General features: G+C 62.5%; 8 protein-coding genes and 1 tRNA gene. 2 read left to right on the top strand and 7 right to left on the bottom strand.

Translation table 11 applies throughout. The features are described 5' to 3' along the window. Positions 1 to 125: 125 nt before the first annotated feature. Both AB5405_RS08100 and gltB read right to left on the bottom strand, forming a co-directional pair. Complete coding sequence (locus AB5405_RS08100) at positions 126 to 1,607, bottom strand: glutamate synthase subunit beta (protein WP_368138128.1); 1,482 nt, start codon at positions 1,605 to 1,607, stop codon at positions 126 to 128. 5 nt (positions 1,608 to 1,612) lie between these two features. After that, on the bottom strand, positions 1,613 to 6,310 hold the full coding sequence (gltB, locus tag AB5405_RS08095) for a glutamate synthase large subunit (RefSeq protein WP_368138127.1): 4,698 nt from the start codon (positions 6,308 to 6,310) through the stop codon (positions 1,613 to 1,615). 379 nt (positions 6,311 to 6,689) lie between these two features. Between gltB and gpmA the strand changes: the two genes are divergently transcribed. Both gpmA and AB5405_RS08085 read left to right on the top strand, forming a co-directional pair. Beyond that, positions 6,690 to 7,463: a 2,3-diphosphoglycerate-dependent phosphoglycerate mutase gene (gene gpmA, locus AB5405_RS08090; RefSeq protein ID WP_195191954.1), complete on the top strand. Its 774-nt coding sequence runs from the start codon at positions 6,690 to 6,692 to the stop codon at positions 7,461 to 7,463. 75 nt (positions 7,464 to 7,538) lie between these two features. Continuing rightward, positions 7,539 to 8,795: an Nramp family divalent metal transporter gene (locus tag AB5405_RS08085; protein WP_368138126.1), complete on the top strand. Its 1,257-nt coding sequence runs from the start codon at positions 7,539 to 7,541 to the stop codon at positions 8,793 to 8,795. A 152-nt stretch (positions 8,796 to 8,947) separates the two neighbouring features. On the opposite strand, the gene AB5405_RS08080 is transcribed toward AB5405_RS08085, so the two are convergent. The 5 genes from AB5405_RS08080 to AB5405_RS08060 all read right to left on the bottom strand — a co-directional run bounded on the left by AB5405_RS08080 (position 8,948) and on the right by AB5405_RS08060 (position 11,439). Continuing rightward, positions 8,948 to 9,091 carry a rubredoxin-like domain-containing protein gene (locus AB5405_RS08080; protein ID WP_006235327.1) on the bottom strand — a complete coding sequence of 48 codons (144 nt, stop codon included), beginning with the start codon at positions 9,089 to 9,091 and terminating at the stop codon, positions 8,948 to 8,950. 89 nt (positions 9,092 to 9,180) lie between these two features. Continuing rightward, positions 9,181 to 9,684 carry a flavin reductase family protein gene (locus AB5405_RS08075; RefSeq protein ID WP_368138125.1) on the bottom strand — a complete coding sequence of 168 codons (504 nt, stop codon included), beginning with the start codon at positions 9,682 to 9,684 and terminating at the stop codon, positions 9,181 to 9,183. Between the two features lie 206 nt (positions 9,685 to 9,890). Continuing rightward, positions 9,891 to 10,361 (bottom strand): SsrA-binding protein SmpB, encoded by a 471-nt coding sequence (gene smpB, locus AB5405_RS08070; RefSeq protein ID WP_006235325.1) that lies wholly within the window; start codon positions 10,359 to 10,361, stop codon positions 9,891 to 9,893. Further along, a complete protein-coding gene (locus tag AB5405_RS08065) occupies positions 10,351 to 11,268 on the bottom strand; it encodes a tetratricopeptide repeat protein (protein WP_368138124.1) in 918 nt (305 codons plus the stop codon). The genes smpB and AB5405_RS08065 overlap by 11 nt, the downstream gene beginning before the upstream one ends. A gap of 94 nt (positions 11,269 to 11,362) precedes the next feature. After that, positions 11,363 to 11,439, bottom strand: a tRNA-Glu gene (locus AB5405_RS08060).

The raw sequence follows: 11,439 nt of genomic DNA, 5'->3' as shown, positions 1-11,439 counted from the left end.
CCACAGCCCAAGAAGTCGACAAATGAACACCCGTACGTCGACAAACGAGCAAATCGCTCGCAAAGAGTGTCCCCAACGACTAGACAAAAATGACCAGTCATTGGGGACGTTCTTAAATGACTACTTTACAGCTCCAGCGCGTCGGCGACTTCGGCAGCGCAGGCCAGGGCGTCGGCCATAGCGTTCACCACGAGCGAGCTGCCGTTGCGAGCGTCACCGGCGACATACACCGGCGCGGCATCCGCGACGACACCCTCCGTGCGAGCCGCGAGGTGCGAGCCCTCGGCAGCCATCACCGGCAGCGGACGACCAGCGGTGGCAACAGGCACGCTCACTGCATCGAACACACCGTGCTCCGGGCCCGTAAAACCGCAGGCGATGAGCACCAGCTGCGCCGGCACCTCGTGCTCGGAGCCCGCGATGCGCTCGGGCTTGCCAGCCGACCAATCCAGATCGACCACGCGCAGGCCCGCGGCCGCGCCCTTCTTGTCCAACAGTACCTCGATCGTATCCACACCCCAAGCGCGCATCTCGCCGCCCATGGTAGCGATGGCCTCCTGCTGGCCGTAATCGGTCTTCTTCACGTTAGGCCACTGCGGCCAGGGGTTGCTCGCCGCGCGCGCATCAGGCGCCGCCGGCAAGAACTCAAACTGGCGCACGCTGCGCGCACCCTGACGCACCGCGGTGCCCACGCAATCGTTACCGGTATCGCCGCCGCCAATGACCACAACGTCCAGGCCGCGCGCGTTCACCGCGGGCTCGCCGCCATCGAGCACCGAGACGGTCGAAGCCGTCAGGTAGTCCACCGCGTACACCACGCCCGGAGCATCCACGTTCGCAGCCGAAAGCCCACGCGGAGCACGGGCGCCGGCAGCCACCACGACGGCGTCAAAGCCATTGAGCTTGGCCGCCACCGCAGGGTTCGTAACGTCAGCACCCAGCTCGAACACAATGCCCAGCTCGCGCATGAGCGCCACGCGACGCTCGACCACGGACTTCTCGAGCTTCATGTTGGGAATGCCGTACATGAGCAGACCGCCCGGGCGGTCGTCGCGCTCAAACACCGTCACGCGGGCGCCACGACGCGCAAGCTCCCATGCTGCCACCAGGCCAGCGGGACCGGAGCCCACCACGGCAACCGTGGGTGCGCCCTCCCCCGCCGGCTCAAAGCGGCGCGGACCGCCGTTGGCCCACTCATGGTCGCTGATCGCGCGCTCGTTGTCATGGATCGTCGTGGGTTGGCCATCGACCGAGCCCAGGTTGCATGCGGCCTCGCACAGCGCCGGGCACACGCGACTCGTGAACTCGGGCATGGGCGAGGTGAGTGACAGGCGCTCGGCAGCCTCGTCCCAACGGCCGCGGTACACCAGCTCGTTCCACTCGGGAATCAGGTTGTGCAGCGGACAGCCGCTCGGACGTGCCTTGCCAAAGCTCGCGCCCATCTGACAAAACGCCACACCGCACATCATGCAGCGACTCGCCTGGGCACGGCGCGCGTCGTCGTCGAGCTCCACGTACAGCGGATCGAAATCGCGGCTGCGCTCCTCCACGGGGCGCAGCTCATGGGTCACGCGATCGATATCAAGAAAAGCACCGGGCTTACCCATGGCACTTACGCCTCCTTCTTGGTCGAAGCAACAGAGCTGGCAGCCACGGACGCAGCACCCGCAGCACCGCCCGCAACATCGAAGCGAGCAACATCCGCGTCACTCGCGCGACCGGTCACAATGTCAAACGCCAACTCCTCGGCCTGCGCATGCGTCTTGCCGACGGCTTCGGCGGCGGCGACAATCGCCAGCACGCGCTCGTACTCGGTCGGAATGACCTTCACAAAGTGCTTGTTCATCGAGTCGAAGCTGTAGAGCAGCTTAATGCCGCGCGGGCTCTGCGTCGCGTCCACGTGCTCCTGAATGAGCTCGCGAATCTGCGCCAGCTCGCCGGCCGTCGGGGCTTTAAGCTCAACGCTCTCGTGGTTAACACGGGCATCGAGCGTGCCGTACTGGTCAAAGACATAGGCCACGCCACCCGTCATGCCGGCGGCGAAGTTCTGCCCAACCTCGCCCAGGATGAGCGCCAGACCACCCGTCATGTACTCGCAGCCATGGTTGCCGCAGCCCTCGACCACCACCGTGGCACCGGAGTTGCGTACGCCAAAGCGCTGGCCTGCCAGGCCGTTAATGAAGCCGCGGCCGCTCGTAGCGCCAAAGAACGCAACGTTGCCCACAATGATGTTCTCGTCGAACTTGTAGGTCGCATGCGGGTTGGGGCGCACCGACACCTCGCCGCCCGAAAGGCCCTTGCCAAAGTAGTCGTTGGCGTCGCCGCACACGTTGAGCGTAATGCCGCGCGGCAGGAAAGCGCCAAAGCTCTGACCGGCCGAACCATCGCAATCGATGGTGATGGAGCCGGCGGGCAGGCCCTCGGGATGCGCCTTGGTCACCGCGTTGCCCAAGATGGTGCCCACGCAGCGGTTGACGTTGGCGATATCGGCGCGGAAGCGAATCGGACGCAGGTGCGCACGGGCATCGGCCGTATAGGGCACAAACAACGTGGAGTCGAGCGTCTTGTCGAGCTCGCTGTCCGCAGCCATCTGGGACAGGAAGTGACGGCCGTCGGCACCCGGGATGTGGGCACCAAACTCACAGGTCGCGCTCGCCAGCACGGGCGACAGATCGAGCAGGTTAGCCTTGCGGTTGCCCGGGACCTCAATCTGGCGCAAGCACTCGGGATGGCCGACCATCTCGTCGACGGTGCGGAAGCCCAGGCTCGCCATGACCTCGCGCAGTTGCTCGGCAACAAAGAGCATAAAGTGCTCAACGTGCTCGGGCTTGCCGCGGAAGCCGCGACGCAGGCGGCAGTTTTGCGTAGCGATGCCGGCGGGGCAGGTATCCTGCTGGCAGTCGCGCTGCATGAGGCAGCCCATCGAGATGAGCGGCATGGTCGCAAAGCCAAACTCCTCGGCACCCAGCAGGCAGGCGACGGCAACATCGGTGCCGTCCATGAGCTTGCCGTCGGCCTCGAGCACCACGCGCGAGCGCAGGCCGTTTTGCAGCAGCGTCTGCTGGGCCTCGGCAAGACCGAGCTCCAGCGGCAGACCGGCGTGCCAAATGGAATCGCGAGCAGCGGCACCCGAGCCGCCGTTGTGGCCGCTGATCAAAATCTTGTCGGCAGCGCCCTTGGCAACGCCGGTGGCGATGGTACCGACGCCGGCCTCGCTGACCAGCTTGACCGACACGCGCGCGCCGGGGTTGGCGTTCTTAAGGTCAAAGATCAGCTCGGCCAGGTCCTCGATGGAGTAGATGTCGTGGTGCGGCGGAGGCGAGATCAGGCCGATGCCGGGCGTGGACTGACGGACCTCGGCGATCCAGGGGTAGACCTTCTTGCCGGGCAGGTGACCGCCCTCGCCGGGCTTGGCGCCCTGGGCCATCTTGATCTGAATCTCGAAGGCGCTGCACAGGTAGCGGCTCGTCACGCCAAAGCGCGCGCTTGCCACCTGCTTGATCGCGGAGTTCTTGGAGTCGCCGTTGGCCAGCGGGGTCTCGCGACGCGGATCCTCACCGCCCTCGCCGGAGTTGGAACGGCCGTGCAGGCGGTTCATGGCGATGGCCATGCACTCGTGGGCTTCCTTGCTGATGGAGCCGTACGACATGGCGCCGGTGTTAAAGCGGCGGACGATGTTGAGCGCGGGCTCGACCTCGTCGAGTGCCACCGGGGTGCGGCCGCCGGCATCAAAGTCGAGCAGGTCGCGCAGGCGCACGGCACGGCCGGTGCGGTGCAGGCGGGCGCTGTACTCCTTAAAGGTGTCGTAGCTGTCCTCGCGGCAGGCGGTCTGCAGCAGGTAGACGGTCTGCGGATCGATGAGGTGATCCTCGCCACCGAGCGGGCGCCACTTGGTCAGGCCCAACGTGGGCAGCTGATCGGGAGCCGGGCTCTTAAGGATGGCAAGCGCGGCGTCATAGCGCTCATTCTGCTCGCGCTCGACGTCCTCGACGCCCATACCGCCCACACGGCTCACCGTGCCGGCGAAGTACGCGTTGACGAACTCCGGCGTAAAGCCCACGGTCTCGAAGATCTGCGCAGAGTGGTAGCTCTGCACCGTGGAGATGCCCATCTTGGACATGATGGAGACGATGCCCGCCGTCGCGGCCTTGTTGTAATTGGCGATGCCCTGCTCGGCCGTCACGTCCAGGTCGCCGCGTGCCGCCAGATTGCGGATGCACGCATGCGCGTTGTACGGGTAGATGCCGCTTGCGGAGTAGCCCACCAGCGCCGCAAAGTCGTGCGGAGACACGGCATCGCCGCACTCCACCACGATATCGGCAAAGGTGCGCACGCCGGCACGGATCAGGTGGTTGTGCACGCAGCCCACGGCGAGCAGCGACGGCACGGGCACCTCGCCCGCAGCGGCACGGTCGCTCAGCACCACGATGTTCACGCCATCGCGAACCGCAGCCTCGACGTCTTCGGCAAGCTGCTTGAGCGCAGCCTGCAGCGCGCCCTCGCCGGCATCGCGGCGGTAGACGGCACGGAAACGGCGGGTCTTAAAGCCAACACGGTCAATCGCGCAAATGCGGTCGAACTCCTCCTCGCTCAGCAGCGGGCGCTCCAGGCGCACCAGCTGGCAGGCCGTACGGGAGTCCTCGAGCAGGTTGCCGTGGTTGCCCAGGTAGAGCGTGGTCGAGGTGACCATGTGCTCGCGCAGGGCATCGATCGGCGGATTCGTGACCTGGGCGAACAACTGATAGAAGTAGTCAAAGAACGAGCGCGTCTTCTTGGACAGGCAGGCCAGCGGCGCATCGATGCCCATCGAGGCGAGCGGAGCCTTGCCCTGCTGGGCCATGGGACGCACGACCTCGTCGACGTCATCCCAGTGGTAGCCGAGCTTGGCCATACGCACGGCGGCGGGCACCTCGGCGTCCTCGGCGGGCGTTGCCGCAACGGGCTCATCGAGCGCGTCAACGGTTAGCGTCTCCTCGGCAATCCAATCACGGTAGGGCTTTTCCTTGGCGTAACGGGCACGCAGCTCATCGTTGTAGATGACGCGCCCGCGGGCAAAGTCGACCTCGAGCATCTGGCCCGGTCCCAGGCAGCCGCTCGTCAGGATGTTCTCGGGGCTCACCTCGATGGTGCCCACCTCGCTCGCCAGCATAAAGCGACCGTCGCGCGTCACATAGTAGCGGGCGGGACGCAGGCCGTTACGGTCGAGGGCGGCACCCAGCGTGCGACCGTCGGTAAAGGCGATGGCCGCCGGGCCATCCCACGGCTCCATGAGCATGGACTGGTAAGCGTCGTAGGCGCGGCGCTCCTCACTCAGGCTGTCGTTGTGGTCCCACGGCTCGGGCAGCAGCATGGATGCGGCACGCGTAAGCGGGCGACCGTTCATGACCAAAAACTCAAGCACATTGTCCAGAATCGCGGAGTCGGAACCCTCGCGGTTGATGATGGGCATCACGCGCTCAAGATCGTGCTGCAGCACGGGGCTGTACAGGTTGGGCTCGCGGGCGCGGATCCAGTTGACGTTGCCCTTGAGGGTGTTGATCTCGCCGTTGTGGATGATAAAGCGGTTGGGGTGCGCGCGTTCCCAGCTGGGCGTGGTGTTGGTGGAGTAGCGCGAGTGGACGAGCGCTACGGCCGTCTTGACGGCGGCGTCGTTGAGGTCGATGAAGAAGCGACGCATCTGCGTGGCCACAAGCATGCCCTTGTACACGATGGTGCGCGAGCTCATGGAACACACGTAGAAGATCTTGTCGCGCAGGGCAAACTCGGCGTCAGCCTTCTTCTCGATGGTGCGGCGGCACACGTACAGGCGGCGCTCGAAGGCGTCACCTGCCGGCGTGTCGTCCGGACGGCCCAGGAAGGCCTGCAGGATGGTAGGCATGCAGGCGCGGGCCGTCTCGCCCAGGTCGTGCGGGTCGACCGGCACCTCGCGCCAAAAGAGCAGCGGCACGCCAGCCTCGGCGCAGCCCTCCTCAAACACGCGGCGGGCATCCTCTACGCCCTTGTCGTCCTGCGGGAAGAACAGCATGGCTACGCCATAGTCGCCCTCTGCCGGCAGAATCTGGCCGCACTTTTGAGCCTCTTTACGGAAAAAGTGATGCGGAACCTGGAACAGGATGCCAGCGCCGTCGCCGGTGTTCTTCTCGAGTCCCGTACCACCGCGGTGCTCCAAGTTAACCAGAATGGACAGTGCGTCGTCCAGGATCTGGTGATGGCGCTCGCCGTTGATATCGGCAAGCGCGCCGATGCCACACGCATCGTGGTCGAATTCGGGGCGATAAAGGCCCTGCTGCTGAGCGGAATCTGCCTGCATCGCGATCCTCCCCTAGATATTTAGACAGTCAGTTGAATAGGCATACTAGGAGCATCGCCGGCCCGTTGTGTTTCTCACCCGTTTCGAAACAATCGCGTAACGCACGCCCTACGAGTGGACACCGCCGACCTCAAGGGCGACAACATAGGCCCCAAGTTCGGCCTGCAAACTCACCTCTTCAAACATCTCAATCTGTAACAGTAAGACCCAATTTCCATCCCTAGTTGTTACAGATCAAGACATTTCAGCAATCCCCTTTCACCATCCTATTCAAATACAACAATTTTGTTAGTCTTGGTTAACTTTTTAGCCTAAAACGGGTATCCTTTGCGGCGTCAAACAAACGACACGCATGCCGTGCCACATTAAGGAGGCCCCTATGGCAAACCAGACAGACCGGCAGACGATCCAACTCGTCCTTATCCGCCACGGAGAGTCGGAGTGGAACAAACTCAACCTGTTCACCGGCTGGACCGACGTAGAGCTCACCGACACGGGCCGCGAAGAAGCCGCCGCAGGCGGTCGAGCCCTCAAAGAAGCCGGTTTCGACTTTGACGTCTGCTACACTTCGCGCCTCAAGCGCGCGATCCACACCCTCAACATCGTGCTCGGCCAAATGGATCGCGAGTGGCTGCCCGTCATCAAATCCTGGAAGCTCAACGAGCGCCACTACGGCGCGTTGCAGGGTCTCAACAAGGCCGATGCCGCGGCGGAGCACGGCGACGAACAGGTGCTCATCTGGCGCCGCTCCTTCGATATCTGCCCGCCGGCACTCGAGCCGAACGACGCGCGCGATCCCCACACCCAGGAGCAATACCGTGATGTCGCACCCGACCAGCTGCCCTACACCGAGTGCCTCAAGGACACGATAGCCCGTGCCTGGCCTTATTTCGAAGACGAGATTCGCCCCCAGATGCTCGCCGGCAAGCGCGTACTCATCGCCGCACACGGCAACTCCCTGCGCTCTCTCGTCATGAAGTTCGAGCACCTCACGCCCGAGGAGATCCTCAAGGTCAACATCCCCACCGGCGTGCCACTCGTCTACACCTTCGATGCCGATTTCAACGTCCTCGACAAGCGCTACATCGGCGACCCGGCGACCATCGCCGCCAAGATCGACGCCGTGGCCAACCAAGGCAAGGCGCGCAGGTAACCCCAACCCAAACCCGACGCGTGGCGCCGCACGACCCAGATGCGACGCCACGCCGTCCATACACAGGAGCGCACCATGCTCAACCATCTCAAACAACACTTTGGCTCCCGACGCACCGGTGGTCACGGAGGCCTAGACATTGCGCGGCACATCGGCCCCGGGCTGCTCGTGACCGTCGGCTTTATCGACCCGGGCAACTGGGCCTCCAATATGGCCGCGGGCTCGCAGTTTGGCTACGCGCTGTTGTGGATCGTCACGCTGTCCACGATTATGCTCATTGTGCTACAGCACAACGCGGCACACCTGGGTATCGCCACGGGCGCCTGTCTTGCCGAGGCCACGACACGTTACCTCCCCCGCTTCGTTGGGCGCACGGTGCTCGCCAGTGCCTATCTCGCGACCATCGCCACCGCCATGGCCGAAGTCCTGGGCGGCGCGATTGCCCTTCAAATGCTCTTTGGGCTACCCGTGCGTGCGGGCTGTGTCATCGTGGCGGCAGTATCGATGGCGATGCTCATGACGAACTCCTACAAGCGTGCCGAACGCTGGATCATCGCCTTCGTAGGCGTGGTAGGACTCTCGTTTTTGGCCGAGCTTGCACTAGTCAAGGTCGACTGGCCGCAAGCCGCCGCAAGCTGGATCACGCCCAGTATGCCCACTGGCTCTGCCGCGATTATCGTGAGTGTCCTGGGTGCGGTCGTTATGCCCCACAACCTCTTTCTGCACTCCGAGGTCATCCAATCCATGCACTTCGAAGGCCAAGGCGAGCAGGTTATCGAAGAGCGTCTGCGCTATGAGCTCTTCGACACGCTCTTTTCGATGGGCGTGGGCTGGGCAATCAACTCGGCCATGGTCATCCTGGCCGCAACGACCTTCTTTGCGCACGGCATTGTCGTAGACGACCTCGCCGTCGCAGCGGACACGCTCTCCCCCATTCTGGGCCCAGCAAGCTCGACAATCTTTGCGGTGGCGCTGCTGTTTGCGGGCCTCTCGAGTAGTGTGACGGCAGGCATGGCGGCAGGCACCATCACCGCAGGCATGTTCGACGAGGAATACGACATCCACGACCGACATTCCTCGATCGGGGTGGTGGCCTGTTTCGCCGGCGCAGCGGCGGCGTGCCTGGTCGTCCCAAATCCTTTTGAAGGTCTCATCTGGAGCCAGGCGCTGCTGTCGCTTCAGCTGCCGATCACGGTATTCGTGCTTATACGGCTCACCAGCTCACGCCGCGTCATGGGCAAATACGCCAACTCGCGCCCGCTCAACGCGTTGCTCGTAGGAATCGGCGTCATCGTAACGGTTCTCGACATCGTGCTGCTAACGGGGATGTAATTGGGATGGCGTGACTGTCCAGATATAACGTCTCAATCTGTAACACGTAAGGCCGTTTTAAACCGTCAGATAAATCAAAAGGGCCCTGGCCGAGAATTCGACCGGGGCCCTTGGACAGAACTCTGTATGGCTAATCGCCGTGTGTCTACGAGTTACTCCTCGACGAGCTCAAACTCATCGGGGCCGACGCCGCAGACCGGGCATACGTAATCCTCGGGCAGCTCGGGCGTGTCGACCTCAACCTCGTAACCGCAAACGGTGCACACGAACTTATACGTCTTCTTCTCCTCAGCCATGATGTTCTCCTCTCGAACGCGACTGGTGATGTACTTCGTTTATTAGTATAGATTCTCAATAATATAATGCAAGTATTTTTAGAACATTTCTAGCCTTGATACGACGAAGCCTTGGGCGGCGTCTTGCCCTTCAAGACCTTGTGATAGTAGTCATAGGTCAGCGGGGCCTCGCCGCTCAAGCGCTCGGCGTCCTCCACCTCGCCGATAAAGAGCAGGTGCGTGCCCACATCCACGGTATCAATTAGACGGCAGCTAAACAGCGCCGCCGCGTGCTCGGGCACATAGGGCATGCCCAGCGCGGTCTCGTGGGTCTCGTACTTGGCAAACTTGTCGTAGCCACTGCTGGTGCGGAAGCCAAAGTTACCGATATAGAGCATGTCGGCCGTCTGATCGATCACGGTCAGCGCAAAGGCCTTAGCCGATGCGATTACGCCGGACGTGACATTTTCCTTGTTCACGGCAATTGAGATGCGCGGCGGGGCGGATGTCACCTGCACCGCTGTGTTGATAACGCAGCCGGCACGCAGCCCGTCCGCCGCAGCGCTCACCACGTACAGGCCACTCGGCATGGTAAAGAACGCAGTTTTGTCCATAACGATCACTCCCCTAACCCAGGATTGAACCTCATGGATGTATGTACCCACAAAAAAGGCGGCACCCATAACGGACGCCGCCTTTGAGACATATGTGTCAGAACAGTAAGAAAGATGAGACACCCGCAGTTGCGGTGAAATAGGGACTGAATAGTCCCTCAAACAGGCAAAACAGTCCGTATTCCACCGCAACTTACACAGAGTGCCTAGCGGTTGCGCTCCTTAAGGGCGCGGTCGATCTCGCGTTGGACATCACGCTTAGCCATGTCCTCGCGCTTGTCATAGAGCTTCTTGCCGCGACCCAGACCCAGCAGCAGCTTTACGCGGCCGTCGGTATTAAAGTAGAGCTCCAACGGAACCAGCGCATAACCACGGTTGCGAAGTTTGCCGTCAAGAAAGTCGATCTCCTTGCGGTGCAGCAGCAGACGACGCCGACGGTCGGGATCGCGATTCCACACGCCACCATGGCTATAAGGGTGGATATGCAGGCCGACGAGCCAGCACTCCCCACCGCGAATCAGCGCGAAGGTATCGGTGATCTGGCAGGCGCGCTCGCGAATCGACTTGACCTCGGTGCCACTCAGTTCAATACCGCATTCGAACGTCTCATCGATAAAGTACTCGTGATGCGCCGAGCGATTCTTAGAAATGAGCTTGCGTTCACGCTTACTGGGCATCGCCGGCCTCCTTGGCGCCATCGGAACCCTTGCCCGTAGCTTCGCGCTTAGCCTTGCGCTCGGCATTGAGCTCAGCATCGCTCTCACGCACCAGTTTGATAATCGCCGCGCAGGCTTCCTCGCCCACCAAGTCGCGAGCACGCACCGTCAGGCGCGTCGCCTCCTGCTTGTCGCCGTCGCTTGCAGCATCGGTCGCGCACATAATCAGGCAGATGGCAATCTCGGCCGAAGGTGAGGTCGGCACGCCTTGCAGGGCCAGTTCACCCATCACGTGGTCGTCGCTCTCATCAGCGGCATCCGGATAGGTGGTATGGATCTTGTTGAGCAGGCGCGTCGTATGCGCATCGTTGGGCGCCAGGCGCAGCGCCAGACGCGCGCAGCCCACGGCAGCCGAAACGTTCTCGGTCTCGGGCTCCAAGAAGTACTGACCTAGATTGGCGTAAGCGCGGGCGGCGCACTTGCCATCGCTTGCACGCTCCAGCACCGAGAACGAGAGCGATGCCCATTCCTGCTTGTCCTCGAGTGCGCGGAACAGCTCGGCCAAATCCAAGCGATAGTTGCAGTTCATGGGGTCCCAACGCACAGCCTGCATCAGGGCATTACGAGCGCTCACATAATCCTGCTGGCGAATGTAGGCAAACGCCATGTCAGAGTACAGGCGGTCAAACGGCACCTCGACCTGCACGAGCTCGCGCGGATCCTTCTCCACGCGGCGATAGGCCAAGCGCTCAAACTTGCTATCGAAGCTAAAGTATTGACGCTTCTCCTCCGTCTTGCACTCAGCATCAATATACTCCTCGGCGAGCTCCACCAGACGCTCCAGCAGCGGCGTCGCCGTAGCCAAGTCGCCCTGCGCCAGATAGTTCTCGGCATACGTGATGTCTTGCAAGCTGATGGGCAGATCCATGGCTACTCCTCGATCTGAGCGAAACACGGCAGGCGCCGTATATACGGTCAATACACAAAACCCGGGTCTCTTACGAGGCCCGGGCGTTCAATTTTGGTAGCCCGTACCAGATTCGAACTGGTGATCTCCGCCTTGAGAGGGCGGCGTCCTAAACCGCTAGACGAACGGGCC

The organism is Collinsella aerofaciens (assembly GCF_040920445.1).
GTDB classification, from domain to species: Bacteria; Actinomycetota; Coriobacteriia; order Coriobacteriales; family Coriobacteriaceae; genus Collinsella; species Collinsella aerofaciens_BH.
This window is presented reverse-complemented; position numbering and strand designations above follow the sequence as displayed.

Coding starts and splice junctions, on each gene's coding strand:
- AB5405_RS08100 (WP_368138128.1), bottom strand. CDS start 1,607: ATGGGTAAGCCCGGTGCTTTTCTTGATATCGATCGCGTGACCCATGAG.
- gltB (WP_368138127.1), bottom strand. CDS start 6,310: ATGCAGGCAGATTCCGCTCAGCAGCAGGGCCTTTATCGCCCCGAATTC.
- gpmA (WP_195191954.1), top strand. CDS start 6,690: ATGGCAAACCAGACAGACCGGCAGACGATCCAACTCGTCCTTATCCGC.
- AB5405_RS08085 (WP_368138126.1), top strand. CDS start 7,539: ATGCTCAACCATCTCAAACAACACTTTGGCTCCCGACGCACCGGTGGT.
- AB5405_RS08080 (WP_006235327.1), bottom strand. CDS start 9,091: ATGGCTGAGGAGAAGAAGACGTATAAGTTCGTGTGCACCGTTTGCGGT.
- AB5405_RS08075 (WP_368138125.1), bottom strand. CDS start 9,684: ATGGACAAAACTGCGTTCTTTACCATGCCGAGTGGCCTGTACGTGGTG.
- smpB (WP_006235325.1), bottom strand. CDS start 10,361: ATGCCCAGTAAGCGTGAACGCAAGCTCATTTCTAAGAATCGCTCGGCG.
- AB5405_RS08065 (WP_368138124.1), bottom strand. CDS start 11,268: ATGGATCTGCCCATCAGCTTGCAAGACATCACGTATGCCGAGAACTAT.